20 protein-coding genes are annotated in these 19,193 nt (G+C 68.4%); 12 read left to right on the plus strand and 8 right to left on the minus strand.

What is annotated here, in order from left to right; genetic code table 11:
- Positions 1–3: 3 nt before the first annotated feature.
- The 3 genes from OEJ36_RS25685 to OEJ36_RS25695 all read right to left on the minus strand — a co-directional run bounded on the left by OEJ36_RS25685 (position 4) and on the right by OEJ36_RS25695 (position 3,026).
- Positions 4–1,227, minus strand: coding sequence for a TIGR03862 family flavoprotein (locus tag OEJ36_RS25685; protein ID WP_263403922.1), 1,224 nt, complete (start codon positions 1,225–1,227; stop codon positions 4–6).
- An 89-nt stretch (positions 1,228–1,316) separates the two neighbouring features.
- Positions 1,317–1,838: an NINE protein gene (locus OEJ36_RS25690; protein WP_263403923.1), complete on the minus strand. Its 522-nt coding sequence runs from the start codon at positions 1,836–1,838 to the stop codon at positions 1,317–1,319.
- Between the two features lie 267 nt (positions 1,839–2,105).
- Entirely contained in the window at positions 2,106–3,026 is a 921-nt protein-coding gene (locus tag OEJ36_RS25695) for a histone deacetylase (RefSeq protein WP_263403924.1), read from the minus strand.
- A gap of 90 nt (positions 3,027–3,116) precedes the next feature.
- Between OEJ36_RS25695 and OEJ36_RS25700 the strand changes: the two genes are divergently transcribed.
- The 3 genes from OEJ36_RS25700 to tesB are packed head-to-tail and all read left to right on the plus strand — an operon-like array spanning position 3,117 to position 6,158.
- Positions 3,117–3,674 (plus strand): GNAT family N-acetyltransferase, encoded by a 558-nt coding sequence (locus tag OEJ36_RS25700; protein ID WP_263403925.1) that lies wholly within the window; start codon positions 3,117–3,119, stop codon positions 3,672–3,674.
- Complete coding sequence (locus OEJ36_RS25705) at positions 3,671–5,236, plus strand: SagB/ThcOx family dehydrogenase (RefSeq protein ID WP_263403926.1); 1,566 nt, start codon at positions 3,671–3,673, stop codon at positions 5,234–5,236. The genes OEJ36_RS25700 and OEJ36_RS25705 overlap by 4 nt, the downstream gene beginning before the upstream one ends.
- 52 nt (positions 5,237–5,288) lie before the next feature.
- Complete coding sequence (gene tesB / locus OEJ36_RS25710) at positions 5,289–6,158, plus strand: acyl-CoA thioesterase II (RefSeq protein ID WP_263403927.1); 870 nt, start codon at positions 5,289–5,291, stop codon at positions 6,156–6,158.
- Positions 6,159–6,498: 340 nt separating this feature from the next.
- On the opposite strand, the gene OEJ36_RS25715 is transcribed toward tesB, so the two are convergent.
- Positions 6,499–6,981: a Bro-N domain-containing protein gene (locus OEJ36_RS25715; RefSeq protein ID WP_263403928.1), complete on the minus strand. Its 483-nt coding sequence runs from the start codon at positions 6,979–6,981 to the stop codon at positions 6,499–6,501.
- Positions 6,982–7,838: 857 nt separating this feature from the next.
- Here OEJ36_RS25715 and OEJ36_RS25720 point away from each other — a divergent pair.
- The 7 genes from OEJ36_RS25720 (at position 7,839) to OEJ36_RS25750 (ending at position 14,338) form a co-directional block, all read left to right on the plus strand.
- Entirely contained in the window at positions 7,839–8,285 is a 447-nt protein-coding gene (locus OEJ36_RS25720) for a spore coat U domain-containing protein (RefSeq protein ID WP_263403929.1), read from the plus strand.
- Between the two features lie 74 nt (positions 8,286–8,359).
- Positions 8,360–8,884, plus strand: coding sequence for a spore coat U domain-containing protein (locus OEJ36_RS25725; protein ID WP_263403930.1), 525 nt, complete (start codon positions 8,360–8,362; stop codon positions 8,882–8,884).
- Positions 8,884–9,432, plus strand: coding sequence for a spore coat U domain-containing protein (locus tag OEJ36_RS25730; RefSeq protein WP_263403931.1), 549 nt, complete (start codon positions 8,884–8,886; stop codon positions 9,430–9,432). Before OEJ36_RS25725 ends, OEJ36_RS25730 begins: the two co-directional genes overlap by 1 nt.
- A 13-nt stretch (positions 9,433–9,445) precedes the next feature.
- A complete protein-coding gene (locus OEJ36_RS25735) occupies positions 9,446–10,234 on the plus strand; it encodes a molecular chaperone (protein ID WP_411861054.1) in 789 nt (262 codons plus the stop codon).
- Positions 10,235–10,259: 25 nt separating this feature from the next.
- Positions 10,260–12,701 carry a fimbria/pilus outer membrane usher protein gene (locus tag OEJ36_RS25740; RefSeq protein ID WP_263403932.1) on the plus strand — a complete coding sequence of 814 codons (2,442 nt, stop codon included), beginning with the start codon at positions 10,260–10,262 and terminating at the stop codon, positions 12,699–12,701.
- A 23-nt stretch (positions 12,702–12,724) separates the two neighbouring features.
- Positions 12,725–13,696 (plus strand): spore coat U domain-containing protein, encoded by a 972-nt coding sequence (locus OEJ36_RS25745; RefSeq protein ID WP_263403933.1) that lies wholly within the window; start codon positions 12,725–12,727, stop codon positions 13,694–13,696.
- Positions 13,697–13,747: 51 nt separating this feature from the next.
- On the plus strand, positions 13,748–14,338 hold the full coding sequence (locus OEJ36_RS25750; protein WP_263403934.1) for an HAD family hydrolase: 591 nt from the start codon (positions 13,748–13,750) through the stop codon (positions 14,336–14,338).
- Between the two features lie 127 nt (positions 14,339–14,465).
- On the opposite strand, the gene OEJ36_RS25755 is transcribed toward OEJ36_RS25750, so the two are convergent.
- The 4 genes from OEJ36_RS25755 to OEJ36_RS25770 form a co-directional block, all read right to left on the minus strand.
- Entirely contained in the window at positions 14,466–15,338 is an 873-nt protein-coding gene (locus OEJ36_RS25755) for a neutral zinc metallopeptidase (RefSeq protein WP_263403935.1), read from the minus strand.
- 68 nt (positions 15,339–15,406) lie between these two features.
- A complete protein-coding gene (locus OEJ36_RS25760) occupies positions 15,407–16,261 on the minus strand; it encodes a PhzF family phenazine biosynthesis protein (RefSeq protein ID WP_263403936.1) in 855 nt (284 codons plus the stop codon).
- A gap of 64 nt (positions 16,262–16,325) precedes the next feature.
- Entirely contained in the window at positions 16,326–16,763 is a 438-nt protein-coding gene (locus OEJ36_RS25765; protein WP_263403937.1) for a DUF411 domain-containing protein, read from the minus strand.
- Positions 16,764–17,029: 266 nt separating this feature from the next.
- Entirely contained in the window at positions 17,030–17,539 is a 510-nt protein-coding gene (locus OEJ36_RS25770; RefSeq protein ID WP_263403938.1) for a DUF4136 domain-containing protein, read from the minus strand.
- A 139-nt stretch (positions 17,540–17,678) separates the two neighbouring features.
- Between OEJ36_RS25770 and OEJ36_RS25775 the strand changes: the two genes are divergently transcribed.
- Both OEJ36_RS25775 and OEJ36_RS25780 read left to right on the plus strand, forming a co-directional pair.
- Positions 17,679–18,200, plus strand: a complete 522-nt coding sequence (locus tag OEJ36_RS25775; RefSeq protein WP_263403939.1) for a DUF4345 domain-containing protein — start codon at positions 17,679–17,681, stop codon at positions 18,198–18,200.
- Between the two features lie 94 nt (positions 18,201–18,294).
- The gene (locus OEJ36_RS25780) at positions 18,295–19,116 is read left to right on the plus strand and encodes an HDOD domain-containing protein (protein ID WP_263403940.1); all 822 of its coding nucleotides are present in this window, start codon (positions 18,295–18,297) and stop codon (positions 19,114–19,116) included.
- The last annotated feature ends 77 nt before the right edge of the window (positions 19,117–19,193 follow it).

Genomic DNA, 19,193 nt, shown 5'->3' on the forward strand with positions numbered 1-19,193 from the left:
CGTCTAACGGGCCAGCCACTCCAGCATGCCCAGCCCGGCGCGGCGGCCGCTGGCGAAGCAGGCGGTGAGCAGGTAGCCGCCGGTGGGGGCTTCCCAGTCCAGCATCTCGCCGGCGCAGAACAGGCCGGGCAGGGCCTTGAGCATCAGGTTTGCGTCGAGGGCTTCGAAGGGCACTCCGCCGGCAGAGCTGATGGCTTCGTCCAGCGGGCGCGGGCGCACCAGGATGATGGGCAGCGCCTTGATGGCGGCGGCCAGGCGCGCCGGGTCGGTGAATGCCTCGGCCGGGGTGAGCTCGCGCAGCAGCCCGGCCTTGACCCCGTCGATACCCAGCTGGCTGTGCAGGTGCTTGGCCATGGAGCGCGCGCCGCGCGGCTTGGCTAGGGCCTTGATGACCTTCTCCAGCGGGTGGTTGGGCAGCAGGTCCAGGCGCACCGTGGCGCTGCCGTCGCGGGCGATGCGCTGGCGGATGCGTGCCGACAGCGCATAGACCAGGCTGCCCTCGATGCCGCCGGCGGTGAGCACGAATTCGCCCGGGCGGGGCGGCTCGTCGTCCAGGCGCAGGGCCACGGTCTTCAGCGGCGCACCGGCGAACTTGTCCTTCAGCAGTTGGCTCCAGCCTTCCACCTCGAAGCCGCAGTTGGCCGGTTGCAGCGGCGCGATGGCCACGCCGCGGCCTTCCAGCAGCGGCACCCAGGCGCCGTCGGAACCCAGGCGCGCCCAGCTGCCGCCGCCCAGGGCGAGCAGGGTGGCGCGGGCTGCGACGTTGCGTTCGCCCTCCGCCGTGGCGATGCGCAGCTGGCCCTGTGCGTCCCAGCCCAGCCAGCGGTGGCGGGTGTGGATGGCCACGCCCGCTTCGCGCAGGCGCTTGAGCCAGGCGCGCAGCAGCGGCGCGGCCTTCATGTCGGTGGGGAACACGCGCCCGGAGGTGCCGACGAAGGTGTCGATGCCCAGGCCGTGGATCCACGCGCGCAGCTCTTCGGCGCCGAAGCCGTGCAGCAGCGCGGCCACATCGTCGCGGCGTTCGGCGTAGCGGGAGAGGAAGGCGTCGCTGGGCTCGGAGTGGGTGATGTTCATCCCGCCGACACCGGCCAGGAGGAACTTGCGGCCCACCGAGGGCATGGCGTCGTAGAGGTCGACCCGCACGCCGGCGAGCGCCAGCGTTTCGGCGGCCATCAGGCCGGCGGGGCCGCCACCGATGATGGCGACGGGGAGGGAATTCTGGGTCATGGCGGGCTTGGCGAGGTTGGGCTGGCGCGCATTCTAGCGCAGGCCTCGCCAGCGGGCATGGGCGCCGCACGGGGCGGCGCCCGGCGGGCTCACTGCTGCTGGCGCAGTTGCGGCTCGGCCTGCTGTTGTTGCTGGTGTTGCTGCTCGATACGGGCCTGGGCGGCCTTGGCCTTCTGTACGTACTGCTGGTAGGCGGGGATGGCGATGGCGGCCAGGATGCCGATTATGAACAGCAGCGCGAAGCCACCGACGAGGCCGGCCACCCAGGCGCTGCCCTTGGTTCGGCCGTACTTGGCGTTCCAGGTCTGGTCGCTGGTGCAGAAGAACACGATGGCCTCGATCAGCGAGATCAGGCTGGGGATGCCGGTGCCGATGAACAGCAGGTAGAACAGCCCCCACCATTGGCCCAGGTAGAAACGGTGGAAGCCGAGGCCGCCGAGGAACAGCGCGAGGAAGCCCGCGACGATCTTGTTCTTGGGATTCAGATTCTGGTCGGCGTTGCAGCGCGGGCAGGTCTGCGCTGTCGGGGTGATGGAGGAACCGCAGTTACGGCAGAACACGCTTTCCGCTTCGAGGTTGGCGCTGGGTGCCTGGTAGGCATGGACTTCCATGGAGACATCCTTGTGAGGGGGAAGCGGCGACTCTAGCAGTGGGCAGGAGCGGCTGCTAGCAGGTGGCCATGATTCTATGAAGGCGGCGGGGATTGGGGGTTGTGGGTGTTCGGGGGAATGGTGGGGGGTGTTCGGGGGGAGTTGTGGGTGGGGGGGTGGGATTAGGTGTATTCGGTGGGCTGAAGCCCACCCTACGCCCACCCGCCTCGCTCTACGCCTCGCTCTACGGCCATCCTGTGCCCCGCCTTACGCCGGCTTTGTGGCGGGTTAGGCGAGGCCCTGGCTGTGCCAGACGCGGGCGGCGCTGTGGTGGAGGATGCCGTGGCGGCGGGCGAGGGCTTGGCGGTCCTTGCTGTAGCCGCCGCCGATGACGCCGACCACGGGGATGTCGCGGCCCAGGCAGTGGCGCATCACCGCTTCGTCGCGGGCGGCGACGCCGGCATCGGTGAGCTGCAGGTAGCCCAGGGCGTCGTCCTGGTGCACGTCCACGCCGGCGTCGTAGAGCACCAGGTCGGGCTGGTAGAGCGGCAGCAGGTAGTTCAGCGCGTCGTCCACCACCTTGAGGTAGTCGGCGTCGCCCATGCCCATCGGCAGGGGGATGTCCCAGTCGCTCTCGGCCTTGCGCGCGGGGAAGTTCTTCTCGCAGTGCAGGGACACGGTGATGGCCTCGGGCGTGTCGGCGAGGATGCGCGCCGTGCCGTCGCCCTGGTGCACGTCGCAGTCGAAGATCAGCACGCGCCCGACCCGGCCGGCCGCCAGCAGGTAGCGGCTGATCACCGCCAGGTCGTTGAAGATGCAGAAGCCCGCCGGGAAGTCGTAATGGGCGTGGTGGGTGCCGCCGGCCAGGTGGCAGGCGAGGCCGTGTTCCAGGGCCAGCTCGGCGGCCAGCACCGAGCCGCCCACCGCGCGGATGGTGCGCCGCGCAAGGGCCTCGCTCCAGGGCAGGCCGAGGCGGCGCTGGTCCTCGTGGGCCAGCTCGCCCTGCAGGTAGCGGGCGATGTAGTCGGGGCAGTGGGCGAGGGCGAGGACGTCGGCCGGGCACAGCTCGGGGCGCAGCAGCTGCTCGTCGCGGACCAGCCCGCTGTCTACCAGGTGGTCGCGCAGCAGGCGGAACTTCTCCATGGGGAAGCGGTGCCCGTCGGGGAAGGGCGGGCTGTAGTCGTCGTGGTAGACCAGCGGCAAAGGCATAATGCGGAGCTATTTTTCATCGGCCGGGGCGCAAGAGTACCCCGCTGGCTGTCCATGCCGTAAGCACCGTCACGCCTGGAGGAACCGACCATGCCCATCGAAACGCAGAGCCCGCGCCTGTTGCTGCGCGCCTGGCGCGACGACGACCTCGATCCCTTCGCCGCGCTCTGCGCCGACCCCGAGGTGATGCGCTACTTCCCCGGCACCCAGAGCCGCGAGGAGGCTGCCGCGCTGATCCAGCGCGCCCGCGCCCACGCCGCCGAGCACGGCTTCGGCCTCTGGGCCCTGGAGCGCAAGGACAACGGCGAGTTCATCGGCTTCACCGGGCTGGGCAAGGTCGGCTTCGAGGCGCCCTTCACCCCCGCTACCGAGATCGGCTGGCGCCTGGCCCGCGCCCACTGGGGCCAGGGGTACGCCAGCGAGGCGGCGCGCGCGGCCCTGGCCTGCGCCTTCGACACCCTGCAGCTGGCCCAGGTGGTGGCCTTCACCGTGCCGGCCAACAGGGCCTCCAGCGCGGTGATGGAGCGCATCGGCATGACCCGTGACGAGGCCGGTGACTTCGAGCACCCGAAGGTGGAAGTCGGCCACCCGCTGCGTCGCCACATCCTCTACCGCATCCACCGCCAGGATTGGCTGGAGCGGCCATGAGCGACGAGGTTCGCGCCTACCACGCCCTGAGCAAGCACCGTCCGGATGCCTGGGCCCCTGGCCCCGGGCGCCTGGAGTGGTCGACCCAGCCGGCGCCGTTCCGCCGTTACGCGGGCGCCCGTTGCATCGCCCTGCCGCGCCGGCCGCTGGAGGAGACGCCGCGCTACGACCAGCCCTTCGCCGGGCCCGTCGGCGCTCCCGCGCCTTTCGATTCCGCCAGCATCGGCCAGCTGTTCTACGACAGCCTGGCCCTCTCGGCCTGGAAGGAGGACGGCGGCAACCGCTGGGCGCTACGGGTCAACCCGTCCTCCGGCAACCTGCACCCCACCGAAGCCTACCTGCTGGCGCCGGCCGGCAGCCTGGAGGGCCCGGCCGTGCTGGCCCACTACGCACCGGACCTGCACGGCCTTGAGGTGCGTGCCGAGTTGCCCGCTGCCCTGGCGCTGCCGGCAGGCGGCTTGCTGCTGGGGCTTTCCAGCATTCACTGGCGCGAGGCCTGGAAGTACGGCGAGCGCGCCTACCGCTACTGTCAGCACGACCTCGGCCACGCCCTGGCGGCCATCGCCATTGCCGCCTCCGCCCTGGGCTGGCGGGTGCGCCTGCTGGGCCAGGTGCCCGATGCCCGCCTGGACGCCCTGCTGGGGCTGGACCGGCCCGGCTTCGAGGAGGCCGAACGGGCCGATGCGCTGCTGTGGATAAGTGCGCCGGGCGCGCCGCTGCCCCGGCTGCCGGGCACCTTGCTCGACGGCCTGGCCGCGCTGGAGCTGGACGGTGTGCCCAATCGCCTGTCCCGCGAGCAGCGCCACTGGCCGGAGCTGGAACGGGTGCTGCAGCTGTGCCGCGCCCCGGCACAGGCCGAAGGCGACGACGCCTTCACCCCCGGCCGGCAGAGCGACGACAACCCCGGCCTGCCGTTGCGCCCTCTGTTGCACCGACGCCGCAGCGCCCAGGCCATGGACGGGCGCACCGGCATTCATGCCGACTTGCTGCTGGCCTGGTTGCGCCGGCTGATGCCGGAAAACTCGCCGGTGCCCCTGGCGTTGGCGGGGGCGCCGCAGGTGGACCTGCTGCTGTTCGTGCACCGCGTGCAGGGCCTGGAGCCCGGCCTCTACTGGCTGGCCCGTGGCGCCGCGGCGGAGGCCGAGCTGGCGCAGGGGCTGCGGGAGGATTTCCTCTGGCGGCGGGTGCCCGGCGAACTGCCGCTGTACCGCCTGCTGGAAGGGGATGCACGGGGTCTGGCGGGCTTTCTTTCCTGCGGGCAGGACATCGCTGCCGACGGCTGCGTCGCCCTGGCCATGCTGGCGCGCTTCGACCAGGCCCTGGAGCAGGGCGCCTGGCGCTACCCGAGGCTGTTCTGGGAATGCGGCCTGCTCGGCCAACTGCTGTACCTGGAAGCCGAAGCGGCGGGGCTTTCCGGCACCGGCATCGGCTGTTATTTCGACGATGCGGTGCATGAACTGCTCGGACTTGCCGACAGCCGCTGGCAAAGTCTTTACCATTTCACCCTTGGCCGCGCCCGCTGGGATGAGCGCCTGACGACGGCACCGGCCTATCCTGAATGAACTCGACCCCGACCCTGAACGGGGCAGCCGCCTTGCAGAGGAGATACCCCACATGACCCAGGTGCTGGATGATCTGGTCGCCTTGCTGAGCCTCGAATCCATCGAGGAGAACCTCTTCCGTGGCACCAGCCAGGACCTGGGCTTCCGCCAGCTGTTCGGCGGCCAGGTGCTCGGGCAGTCGCTGTCGGCGGCCAGCCAGACGATGGAAGAGGAGCGCCACGTGCACTCCATGCACGGCTACTTCCTGCGCCCGGGCGACGCCACCCTGCCGGTGGTCTACACCGTGGACCGGGTGCGCGACGGCGGCAGCTTCAGCACCCGGCGGGTGACGGCGATCCAGAAGGGCCAGCCGATCTTCACCTGCAGCGCCTCGTTCCAGGCCGATGAAAACGGCTTCGAGCACCAGATCGTCATGCCCCAGGTGCCCGGGCCGGAGAACCTGCCCTCGGAGCTGGAGCTCACCCGGCAGAACGCCCACCTGATTTCCGAGCGCATGCGCGACAAGTTCCTCTGCGACAAGCCCATCGAAATCCGCCCGGTCACCGCCAACAACCCCTACGACCCCAAGCCCGGCGAGCCGATCAAGTACGTCTGGTTCCGCGCCGACGGCAACCTCCCGGACATCCGCGCCCTGCACAAATACGTGCTGGCCTATGCCTCGGACTTCGGCCTGCTGACCACCGCCATGCTGCCCCACGGGGTTTCGGTGTGGCAGAAGTTCATGCAGGTGGCCAGCCTCGACCACTCGCTGTGGTTCCACCGCGACCTGCGCGCGGACGACTGGCTGCTGTACTCCATGGACAGCCCCTGGTCCGGCAACGCCCGCGGCTTCTCCCGCGGCAGCATCTTCAACCGCGCCGGCCAGCTGGTGGCCTCCGTGGCCCAGGAAGGCCTGACGCGCGTGCGCGAAGACTGGAAGTAACCCCCGCGCCCACCCCGTAGGAGCGAGCTCTGCTCGCGAAGCGCTCCACGGGGTGGACCACGGCGTAGGGCCCGACTCCGTTGTGGTGGACATAAAAAGCGATGTCCACCCTACGCCCGGAAATGCCCCGGTGCCCCACGACGACCGGGCCCGGGTAGGGTGGATGACGCTCTTTTCATCCACCAATCGGTGTTCCCGGCCTGCACCTTGGGTGACCCACATACCGCATGGGTTTCGCTTCGCTCTACCCATCCTACGTGTGCCTTGCAGGTGCTTCGTAGGATGGGTAGAGCCGTGCGAAACCCATCACCTCGTTATCACAGGTGTCTTCAGGCCAGCCTCAGGACAACTGCTGCTTCAACGCCTCGCTCTGGCCGAGGACGCGGGGCATGTCTTCGTAGCGGATCCACCATTGGCCTTGCCATTCCATGAGGTTGACCTGGTGGTGGCCCTGCCATTTCAGCAGGCGGCGACGGGGCTGGTGGTCCGGCGCGCGTTGGCCGTCGAGCAGGGCGGGGAGCACTTCCTGGGTGATCCACTGGCGCAGGCTGCGGTTTTCCGGGTGGTAGAAATTCACCAGCAGCAGGCTGTGCAGGCCGCTTTCGTTCACCAGCAGCTCGTCGGTGAATTGCCCGGCGTCGTGGCGCAGGGTTTCCTGGCGCCACTGGTCGGCGTCGAGCTTGGCGGTGAGGCGCATGTCCAGGCGGCTGTTGGTGAGGCGGGCGAGGTCGCGGCAGCAGAACCAGGGCAGGCCGTCGATCAGCACGACGTTGAGGGGGCGGCGGTAGCGGATGAAGCGCGTGGCGATGCGGTAGTCAGTCATGGCGCACCTCCGGGGTGGAGGGGCGGCAGGTGATGCGCTGTTGCGACTGGATGGCTCGCATGTTCCAGAACTCCTGTGCTGGACGTGGAGCCGCCACCGAAGGGAAGGGTGGCGGACCGTGCAGGGCTAGAGACCCCGGCAAACACGCAAACCGGATGGGCATACGCCCGTCCCGCACGGTCCGCCATAGACGGCCAGGAAGCCGGAACCCGAGGGGACCGTCTTTCTGCTATGGCGTGTGATGCGTGTGTTGGATTTCGGGGTCTCTAATCCCGGTCATGACCAAGGCCATGACGGGGCGAGAAGCTACCCAGCGGCTTTGTAGGACGGCAATGCAGTTGTCTTGTAGGGATCGGCCTGCAGTCCACCCCAGGTCGTTATTTCATCCCGCTGTAAGACCCTGAGTGAAATATTTCCAACGGGTCGATGTTATTAGGCGATTTGCTGTAGGAGAATCCTCACAAATCGTTATTGCCAATCGCAATTTAAAACCGCTCGAAAAGTGCTAATGCGTTTAAAAACACATACTGGCTATTTGCTCTTTGTTGTGTAAGTAAAACGCTATTTATACTTCCTCTTATTTCCTACAAAACCCTGAAAGCCCCGCCAATACATAGGTTTTAAGCCATGTAGGCCCTGTGATGGCACGCTGCGCCAGCGTGCTGGCACCTTCAGCTTTTTGAACGCCGCCGAATTTCTACTACGGTCCCATTTATTGGTACACAAGTGCTCGTGGAGTCTTGGGTGTTGTAGGAGTTTTCATAATGAACCGCGCTCAGTTTTTGATTTCGTCCCTCGTGCTTCTGCCTCTTTCCACCACTCTGGAGGCCGCCGGGACGGTCCAGGGGCAGTTGGGTGTGCAACTCGTCATCGGCGCCGGTTGCACCGTGAACAACGGCAGCAACAACGGCAGTGCGAACACATTCGGCAGCATCGCCTTCGGTACCTACCCGAGCTTGAACAGCATCATCGAGGCCCAGTCCGTGGGGGCTTCGGCGGGCAGTTCGTTCGGCGTGACCTGCACCACCGGCACCAACTATTCGGTGGCGCTGGATTCGGGCCTGCATGCCACCGGCAACCAGCGCAACATGAGTGCTGGCGCCACCGATGTGATCGCCTACAACCTCTACAAGGAGGCGGCGCGTACCACGCTCTGGGGCAACGGCAGCAACGGCGGCACGGCCCTGGCCGCCACCGGCACCGGCGCCAACCAGGAGCTGGTGGTGTATGGCCGCGTACCGCCGCAGACGACACCCGCCACCGGCACCTACACCGATACCGTCCAGGTGACCATCACCTGGTAAGCGTCGTGACCAGGCCCCAGGCCTGGCCAATGACCACAGCGACACGGAAGTAAGAATCACATTCAGGAACCGCCATGGTCTGCCGTCGCGACAGCAAGATGTGGCTGGTGCTGATGGTTTCGACGACGGTCTGTCCGTCGATCCATGCCGCCAGCAAGAGCGCCACCATCGGAATAGCCGCTGAAGTATTGCCGGCCTGCAGCGCCGGCAGCACGGTACCAGCGACCCTCGGCCAGTTCGGCACCCTGGATTTCGGCACCCACTTCAACCTCGCCGCGCAGGTCACCGTGGTCGGCACGGCCGGCGCCGGCGCACTGCGGGTCAATTGCCTGACCAGCACCCCCTACCGCGTACTGATCAGCGCCGGCGGCAGCGGCAACGTCAATGCCCGTCGCATGACCGGGCCCTCGGCGGCCCAGGTCAGCTACAACCTCTACACCTCCGCCACCTACGCCACCGTGTGGGACAACAGCATCGGCGTCACCGGCACCGGCACCGGCCAGGACCAGTTGCTGCCGGTGTACGGCCGCGTGCCGGTGCAGGCCGCGCCGCTGTCGGGCACCTACACCGACACCGTCACCGTAACGGTGAGCTGGTGATGTTGCCCCGGCCCCTGGTCGCCAGCCTGGCCCTGCTGCCGGGCCTGGGTTGCTTCGCCGACACGGGCCTCAACGAGCTGCAGATCACCCAGCTGTTCGAGATCAAGGCGGCGGTGACCGCCGGCTGCATCCTCGGCAGCGGCAGCAGCGACGTGACCACCTACGGCAGCATCAACTTCGGCCAGGTCAGCACCCTGCCCAGCGACGTGACGCGGGTCAGCACGGTGGGCAATGGCTCCATCCAGCTGCAGTGCACGCCCGGCACCTCGCTGAGCATCGCCCTCAACGCCGGGCTCAACACCGCCAGCGTCACCGGGGGGCGCTACATGATCAAGGGCGCCGAGACCCTGCGTTACCAGCTGTACAAAGATGCTGGCTACAGCGCCGTCTGGGGGGACGGCAGCAACGGCGCCACGGCCATGAGCCTGACCTACAGCGCCACCAGCGGCACCCAGTCCTACCCGGTGTACGCGCGGCTGTTCGCGGTGGCGACCATGCCCAGCGCCGGGATCTACAACGACACGGTGACCGTCACCGTGACCTATTGAGAAGGGGAAGCCCATGCATCGAACCGCCCTTGGACATGGCCTGCGCACCGGCGTCATCGCCGCCTTGCTGGGGCTGGGCCTGACGGCGGCGAACACGGCCATGGCGGCGAGCTCGGTGCTGATCTGGCCGATCAACCCGACCATCGAGGCCGAGCAGAAGGCCGCCGCGCTGTGGCTGGAGAACCGTGGCCAGCAACCCGTCGACCTGCAGGTGCGGGTGATGGCCTGGCGCCAGGGCAACTTCGACGACCAGCTCGACGCCCAGCGCACCATCATCGGCAGCCCGCCGGTGGTGACCATCGCCCCGGGCAAGCGACAGATGATCCGCCTGATCGCCACCCAGCCGGCGCCGGCCGGCACCGAGCAGGCCTACCGGGTGCTGGTGGACGAGATGCTGCGCCCCGACGCGAAGGTCGACCCGCAGCTGGGGGTGAAATTCCAGATGCGCTATTCGGTGCCGCTGTTCGTGTTCGGCGGTGGCGCGGGGCCGGAGCCGGTGAGCGGCGCCAAGCCCCGCGAGGGGGTGCAGATCCTCCAGCCCAGGCTCAGCTACCAGGTGCGCCAGGAAGGAGGCCGGCGCTACCTGTTCCTCAGCAACCAGGGGCCGGCCCATGCCCGGCTGTCCAAGGTGTCGCTGCGCCAGGGGGGCGCCAGCACACTGATCGCCGATGGCCTGCTGGGCTACGTGCTGCCCGGCGCGCAGATGCGCTGGCAACTGCCGGAGCGGGCGCCGAGCGGCAATTTCGTGCTGGAGGCGCGGATCAACGAGCAGGCCGAGCCCCAGCCGATACCGGCCCATTGAACAGCGGCCGGACGACTGCCGAAGGATGGCGCGTATTGGGGGCAACGGGCGCAACACAACGGCATGGGCATGGCGCCCGTGGGGCGGGCTGCTGCTCGCTCTGCTGCTCGGTGGCGCGCCCTGGGCGGCCGAGCCCAACCCGCCACCCGCTGATGCCGACGTCGCTGCTGCGCCCGTCGACCCCAGCCCGGGCCCTGGCGAGCCGGCGGCCACCGACCCTAGCGCGGCGCCGGGGGAGTACACCCTCTACCTGGAGCTGGTGGTCAACGAGATGCCTACCGACAAGGTGGTGCCGGTGATCGTCCGTGCTGGCCGCTATTGGGTCGAGGCCGAGGACCTGCGCGGCGCTGGGGTGCGCCTGCCCGAGGGCGCCAGCGGCCCCCAGGCGCTGGATGCCATCGAAGGCCTGGGCAGCGAGTACGACCAGGAACTGCAACGCCTGAAGCTGACGCTGCCCAGCGAATGGCTGCCGCGCCAGGAGGTGGGCGACACCAGCGTGTACGCGCGCACCCCGGCCCGCGCCGACTTCGGCGCGCTGTTCAACTACGACCTCTACTACACCGACAGCGATGCCGGGCAGCGCTACGCCAGCACCTGGCTGGAGCAGCGCCTGTTCGGTAGCCGCGGCACCTTGGGCAACACAGGCGTGTACCGCAAAAGCTTCGGCGACAGCGAGGGCGAGGGGAACGGCTACGTGCGCTACGACACCCTGTGGACCCTCAACGACCAGGAGAGCCTGCGCACCCTGCAGGTGGGCGACCTGGTCACCGGGGCGCTGACCTGGAACAGCGCGGTGCGGGTGGGCGGCGTGCAGGTGTCGCGCAACTTCGGCCTGCGCCCGGACCTGGTCACCTACCCCCTGCCGCGCTTCAGCGGCGATGCCGCGGTGCCGAGCACGGTGGACCTGTTCATCAACAATGCGCGGGTCAGCAGCGACGACCTGCAGCCCGGCCCCTTCACCGTGAGCAACGTGCCCTACATCAGCGGCGCCGGCACCGCCACGGTGGTGACCACCGACGCCCTGGGGCGCCAGGTGTCCACCGACGTGCCCTTCTACGTGACCAACACGCTGTTGCAGAGGGGCCTGTACGACTACTCCCTGGGCGTGGGCAAGCTGCGCGAAGACTACGGCGTGAAGAGCTTCGCCTACGGCAGCACCGTGAGCAGCGGCACCTTCCGCTACGGCATCAGCGACGCCTTCACCCTGGAGAGCCACGCCGAGCTGGGCGAGGAACTGCGCCTGGGCGGGCTCGGCGGCACCTTCGGCCTGGGCAACTGGGGCACCCTCGGCACCTCGTTTTCCCAGAGCACCTATGAGGGCCTGCGCGGGCGCCAGACCAGCCTCGGCTACAGCTACTACTCGCCGCTGTTCGGCTTCGCCTTCCAGCGTGTGCAGCGCAGTTCGGGCTTCGTCGACGTCAGCCAGGTCAGCGCCCTGGAGCTGGGCCGCGAGGAGCTGGGCCTGGCGCGGCGCAGCGACCAGGTGACCTTCTCGGTGAGCCCGGAGGAGGTCGGCAGCCTCGGCATCGGCTACTTCTCCAGCAAGACCCGCAGCGGCGAGCGCACCCGTGTGCTGAACCTCTCCTGGTCGCGCAGCCTGTGGGCCAACAGCAGCCTGTATGTGTCGATGAACCGCGAGCTGGGCACCTCGGGCTACTCGGCCCTGGTGCAGCTGATCATGCCGTTCGACATGCTCTCCACCTTCAGCGCCAGCGTCGAGCGCGACACCAACGGCAAGTACCGCGAGCGGGTCAACTACGGGCGCACCGCACCGAGCCAGGGCGGCGTCGGCTACAACCTCAGCTACGCCGCCGGCGGCGGCAGCTACAAGCAGGCCGACGTCACCTGGCGCACGCCCTACACGCAGATGCAGCTGGGCGTGTACGACAACGACGGCGAGCGCACCCAGTGGGGCGACATCAGCGGCTCGCTGGTGTGGATGGACGGCGGGGTGTTCCCCAGCAATCGCATCAACGATGCCTTCGTGCTGGTCAGCACCTCGGGCTTCGCCGACGTGCCGGTGAACTTCGAGCACCAGTTGCTGGGCCACACCGACAGCCGCGGCCACCTGCTGGTGCCCTGGGTGCCGTCCTACTACCGCGCCAACTACGAGATCGACCCCCTGGGCCTGCCGGGCAACGTGCGTATCCCGGATGTTTCCCAGGAGATCGCCGTGCACCAGGGCAGCGGCGCCCTGCTGGAGTTCCCCATGGAGCGGGTGGTGGCGGCGAGCATCCTGCTGATCGACGTGCGTGGCGAGGTGCTGCCGCGCGGCGCCATCGCCCGCGTAGAGGGGCGCGACCTGGAGGCCTACGTGGGCTGGGACGGGCTGGTGTATTTCGAGGGCCTGGAGCTGCGCAACGCGCTGCGCGTGGAACTGCCCGACGGCAGCCACTGCACAGTGACGGTGGAGCTAAAGAGCCTGGACGAGGAACTGGCGCAGATCGGCCCGCTGACCTGCCGCTGACCTGCACGAACGAGGAACGAGTCATGGATGCGAAGCGCAATATCCTCTCCCTCCTGCTGCTGGCGCTGCTCTGGCTGGGCGCGGGGCGCGTGTGGGCGGCCTGCACCACGGTGAACCCGGCGGTGAGCCTGGGCACCGTCAGCTCCTTCACCATGAACGCCTCGGCCCAGGGCAACCTGGGCGGTGCCGGGCTGACCTGCGCGACCTTCCTGTCCCTGCTGGCGGCCAACTATGTGCAGGTGACGCTGCAGTCCGCTGCGCCGGTGCTCACCGACGGCCATGGCAACAGCATTCCGCTGAAGGTGTTCGTCACCAACGGCGGCACCGAGATCACCCCCGGCTCCACGGTGCAGTTGAGCAGCCTGGCGGTGCTGGCGCTGCTGACCAACGCCAGCACCGGCATCAACCTGTACTTCCAGGCCCAGGCGGCCAACGTGCCTGCAGGCACCTATACCACCAATGTGGTGTTCACCTGGCGCTACGCCATCTGCGAATCCGGCATCCTCAACTCCTGCTCCTGGCAGCGCAGCCCCGGCGTCACCCAGAACTGCCCGCTCGGCCTCTGCGGCGCGCCGACCAACTGGGGCACCGGGGTGACCGCCACCAGCACCGTGACCATCGTAGTAACCAAGGCCTGCGCGCTGAACAGCTACCAGAACGTCGACCTCGGCAGCCAGGCGCTGGTCAGCCAGTTCGCCTCGGTGACCCGCGCCATCACCCTGACCTGCACCAGCGACGAGGGCTACCTGGTGAGCTTCGACAGCGGCCAGAACTACCAGGCACCCTGGCGGCGCATGGCCAGCGGCGCCAACCGCCTGGGCTACAACATCTACTTCCCCAACACGACGACGGTGTGGACCACCACGCAGAACCTGTCGCAGAAAGGCACGGGATTGCTACAGACGGTGAACTTCCAGGTGACCATCGACCCCACGCAGGCCAACGTGCCGGTGGGCACCTATATCGACAACGTGACCCTGATCATCAACTACTGACGGGACGGTGTACCCTGGCGCGCTGTTTCCCGAACCGTCCGGAGTAGAGACATGGGCCTGGCGCAGTTCCGCCATTGGGTGTTCGACATGGATGGCACTCTGACGATTGCCGTTCACGATTTCGCCGCGATCCGCCGAGAGCTGGCGATTCCCCCGGAGGATGACATCCTCCATCACCTCGCCGCGCTGCCGGCGGAAGAGGCCCGCGCCAAGCACGCCTGGCTGCTGGAGCACGAGCGCGAGCTGGCGCTGAATGCGCGCCCGGCGGCCGGTGCCGTGGAGCTGGTGCGCCACCTCCACGAACTCGGTGTGCGCCTGGGCATCCTCACCCGCAACGCCCGCGAGCTGGCGCTGCTGACGTTGCAGGCCATCGGCGTGGACGATTGCTTCGCCCCGGCCGACATCCTCGGCCGCGACGAGGCGCCGCCCAAGCCGCACCCGGGTGGCTTGCTGCACCTGGCCGAGCGCTGGGCCGTAACGCCGGACGAGATGGTGATGGTGGGCGACTACCGCTTCGACCTCGATTGCGGCCGTGCCGCCGGCAGCGCCACGGTGCTGGTCAACCTGCCGGAAAACCCCTGGCCCGAGCTCACCGATTGGTACGCCGAGGATTGTGCGCAGCTGTTGCTGTTGGCGCGGTAGATCGGGTCAAGACCGCATACCGCATGGGTTTCGCTTCGCTCTACCCATCCTACGCGTGCCTTGCAGCCTCGTCGTAGGATGGGTAGAGCCGTGGAAACCCATCAAAGGCCCCGCACGGAGCGGGTGGCTACAGGTCCCGTGCGGTGAAGGTGTCGCAGCGGTTGATGTCGCCGCGTTCGAAGCCGGTCTTGAACCAGCGCACCCGCTGGGCCGAGGTGCCGTGGGTGAAGGAGTCGGGCACCACCTGGCCGCGTGCCTGTTTCTGCAGGCGATCATCGCCGATGGCGTTGGCGGCGTTGAGCGCCTCTTCCAGGTCGCCGGGTTCCAGCCAGTCCAGGCGCTTCTGTGCGTGGAAGGCCCAGACGCCGGCGAGGCAGTCGGCCTGGAGTTCCTGGCGCACCAGCAGGCCGCCGGCGCCTTCCATCTTCTGGCCCCGCTGGCGCGCGGCATTGACCTTGGTGGAGACGCCGAGGAGCGTCTGCACGTGGTGGCCCACCTCGTGGGCGATGACATAGGCCTGGGCGAAATCGCCGGCGGCGGAGAAGCGTTGGGCCATTTCGCGGAAGAAGTCCAGGTCCAGGTACACCTGGCGATCGCCGGGGCAGTAGAAGGGGCCGACTGCCGAGGAGGCGAAGCCGCAGGCCGATTGCACGCCGCCGTTGAACAGCACCAGTTTCGGGTCCTGATACTGGCGGCCGCCCTGCTGGAAGATGGCCTGCCAGGTATCTTCGGTATCACCGAGCACGGCGCGCACGAACTCCGCTTCCTGGTCATCCCCCGGTGGCGCGCCGCTATGAGGGGGCGCGGTGGAGAGGCTGGCCTGGCCGGCGAGCTGGCCGAGGATGGTCAGCGGGTCTTCACCCATGAGCAGGCCGACCACCACCACCAGGGCGATGCCGCCCAGCCCGATGCTCTTGCCGCCGCCGAGGCGCATGCCGCCACCGCCGCTGCCGCGCGCATCCACCACGTTGTCGCTGCGTCTCGCCCGTTGCCAGCGCATGTGCCGATCCTTGTCTTCACCGAGGCATTGAGTGTCGTAGCTGGCGGCGGGGTGCGCCAGCCCGGTCGTCAGCCGAGGCGGCCCGGCTCAGGCAGCAGGCGCGCGTGGGCCAGCAGTTGCACGGCGCCGCCGACCTGCACGCGGCCCTCACCGGTGACCTGTACATCCAGCCGGCTGGGGCGGCCGAGGAAGCGCCCCTGTTTGAGGGCGAAGCCCTGCTCGCGGCGCTCCAGGCCCCGCTGCACCAGCCAGGCGGCGACCGGGCCGGCGGCACTGCCGGTGGCGATGTCCTCGACCACGCCGAGGGGGTCCCAGGTGCGGCCTTCACGGGCGTCGACGTCGATGAGGAAGACGAAGGCCGCGCCTATGGCCGCCAGCTCGTCATCCAGCGGGCGTTGCTGGCGGGCATTGGCCAGCCCGGCGCCGGTCACCGGCAACAGCAGGTAGGGCAGGCCGGTGCTGACCACCTGCGGCGGGTGGCGGCTGTCCCATTCGCTGCTGAACGCGGCGGCGAAAGCCAGGGCGGCGTTGGCGTCCAGCTCGGCGCCGAACTCGGCGATGCCCTGGTCCATTTCCGCGTAGAAGCCCTGGCCCTGGCGACGGGTGGCCAGGGTGACGCGCTTGTCGCGCAGCTGCAGGGCCCATTCGGCGTGCTCGCCCGGGGCGTGCAGGTAGTGCAGCAGGGCGGCGGCGCCAAGGATCGGGTGGCCGGCGAAGGGCAGTTCTTCTTCCACGGTGAATACCCGCGCGGCGAACTCGCCGGGCTGGGCACCCGGCTCGAGGAAGATCGACTCGAACTGGCGCAGCTCCTGGGTCAGCGCCTGCATGGCGGCGGGCGACAGGCCCCGGGCGTCGGGGAACACCGCCAGGCCGTTGCCGGCCAGCACGCGTTCGGCGAATACATCGACTTGCCAGTAATCCATTGCTGTTCCTCGGAAACGCGCGCGGCCGCCCAGGGGCGGCCGCGCTGTGTGGGGTAGGGGAGCGCTAGTGTGCCGGATACTCGGCCAGCACGCTCTGCTGACCTTGCGCCGACACGCCGATCACCTGGTAGGCGTCCTGCATGCCGTCCATTTCCATGCCCGGCGAGCCCATGGGCATGCCCGGCACGGCGGCGCCGATCAGGTCCTTGCGCTCGCGCAGCTTGAGCACGTCGCTGGCCGGCACGTGGCCCTCGACGAACTTGCCGTCGACCACGCCGGTGTGGCACGAGCCCAGGCCGTGGGGCACGCCGAGGCGGGTCTTGACCGAGGCCATGTCGCTCTCGACGTGGTCGTTGACCTGGATGCCGTTGTCCCGCAGGTGGCTGATCCAGGCCTTGCAGCAGCCGCAGTTGGGGTCGCGGTAGACGTCCATGGAAACGCTCTCCGCCGCCTGGGCGAAGAGGGGAGCGAAGAGCAGGGAGGCGAGAAGGGCGCGGCGCATGGGAAAGCTCCTGAACGTGGAATGGGCGACAGCTTATGCCTGTCGCCGCTGCGCTGCGCGCCGCGGCTGTTACGGGATGTACGCCGGTTGATATGGGTCAGTTTTCCAGGGCTGGGCGCGTTGCCCTCGTAGGATGGGTAGAGCGGAGCGAAACCCATCAATGGGGCGCGCCAGGGAAAACGGCGTGCCGCTCCGACTCCGCCTGGTGGAGGTAAAAAGCGACCTCCACCCTACGCAGCGGTCATGTCCTTGGTGGGCGGGATGCCTCAAGGCGCCGGCCGTGCGGGGAAGTCCTTCAACAGCTCGGCCACGGCCTGGTCGAAGCCTTGCTGGGTGAGCTTGGGGTCGTGCAGCTGGCGGCTGATCTGCGCTTCGAACAGCACCCGCTCGTCGAAGCCGTCGAGGATGCGCAGGGCGAGGCGGGCGCGTTCGTCCTGGGTCAGCTCGGTCTGGTTGTAGAGGGCGCCGCCGGGGGTGACCACCGGTCGCATGGTCACGCCGGGCTCCGACGCCAGGCCCAGGGCGTAGATGATGGTCAGGTCGCTGCCGTGCTCCTGGTAGCGGTAGCCCTTGGCTTCCAGGGCCTTGTGCAGGGCGTTGTCGAAGCGTTCTTCCAGGTCCTGGCGGTGCCCCGGGGCACGCACCGGCTGGATGCTGAAGGTCATGTAGTGGCTGGTGCGCGCGGCCGGGGCGACGGTGACGCCGTCGTCGGGGGGCGCGGCGCAGGCGCCCAGCAGCATGGCGAGCAGCGGCAGGCTGAGGCGGGGCGGCAGCATGGGTGACTCCTTGGAATGGTCCTGGCTAGAGCCTAGCCGTGGCCCTGGCCCGGCGGCCCCGACCTTGCGATGGGTTGGGCGAACGAAACCCGCTGCGGTGGGTCTTTTGCAGATCGCTGCCGATCGGAGGAGAAAGGCGATGCTACTTGCCCGGCTGATTCTGGTGGTCCAGATCCTGGTGTTCGCGGGTTTCGGCCTGGCCTACTGGTTCCGCCCCTACGAGATGGCCAACCTCAGCGGCATGCTGCTGATGGAAACCACCTCGGTAAGCAACGTGCGCGTCTACTACGGTGGCCTGCAGATCGGCCTGGCGCTGTTCCTGCTCTGGGCCCTGCGCGGCCGCGAGCTGATGCGCGCGGCGCTGATGATGCTGTTGCTGGTGCAGTCCGCCCTGGCCCTGGCGCGCATCGGCTCGCTGTGGCTGGACGACGGCACCCTGCAGAACTTCGACATCAGCTCCCTGGCCTACAAGGTGGCCACCGCGCTGCTGGCCGGCGTGGCCCTGATGCAGCTGGCGCGCTACCAGGAACCGGTGGCGGACACCGCGCTGATCGGCGACCTGGACGACGAGGTCAGCGAGCCGCTGCGCCGGGGTGGCATCCGCGAAGGGTTGGTGGAGCGCATCGACGAAGCGGCAACGCTGCCGCCGGAAAGGCCTTGATACAGAGCCATCGCGCACGGGGCGACGGCCTGTCGGGCAGGCTTGGGAAACTTGCCTATCCTTTGGTTTTCAAGCCGATGAAGGAGGTGGTCCCATGGATATAGACACCCTATTTTCCAACCTGCACACCTTACCCAGCATTCCCAAGGTGGCGCAGGACCTGATCCAGCAATTCGATAGCCCAACCTCCAGCCTGGACAGCGTGGCGCGCAATATCGCCCTCGATCCGGTGATCGCCGCCAAGGTATTGCGCCTGGCCAACTCCGCGCGTTTTCGCGGGGCGCGGGAGTCCACCAGCATCGAGGATGCGGCCATGCGCCTGGGCTTCAACACCCTGCGCACCCTGGTGATGGCCTCGGCCGTGACCGGCGCCTTCAAGGCCTCGCCGAATTTCGACCTCAAGGGCTTCTGGTTGCACAGCTTCCAGGTGGCGAGCATCAGCCGCTTGCTGGCCAAGCAGAAGGGCGTGGACCCGGACACGGCGTTCACCTGCGGGATGATGCACGACATCGGCGAGTTGCTGATCCAGACCGGCGCCCCCGAGTTCGCCGAGAAGCTCAACAGCGGCAAGGCCGGGGCCACCGGGCGTGCTGCCAGCGAAACGCTGCAACTGGGGTTCGGCTACCCGGAAGTGGGCGCGGAACTGGCGCGGCGTTGGCAACTGCCGGCGGTGATCCAGCAGGCCATCGCCTACCAGGCGCGGCCGATGCAGGCGCCGGCCGATGCCTTGCTGCCGCGCATCCTGGCCCAGGCGGTGCTGGTCAGCGAGGCGCTGCAGGCCCATGGCGGCGCCACCGAGGAGGCGCGGCAATCCCTGGAAGGCCCGCTGGTGGAAGGCCTGGACCTGGACGCGCTGTTCGCGGCGCTGCCGGCGGTGCTGGAGGCGGACAAGGCCTTCGCCGAACTGCTCACCTGAAAACCGACGCTTGACTTGGCGCAACGGCAGGAATAATTTCCAGACCCATGAAATCGACTTCCCTGATGCTGCGCCAA

Source organism: Pseudomonas sp. PDM13 (assembly GCF_025685765.1).
In the GTDB taxonomy this organism is placed as follows: Bacteria; Pseudomonadota; Gammaproteobacteria; order Pseudomonadales; family Pseudomonadaceae; genus Metapseudomonas; species Metapseudomonas solani.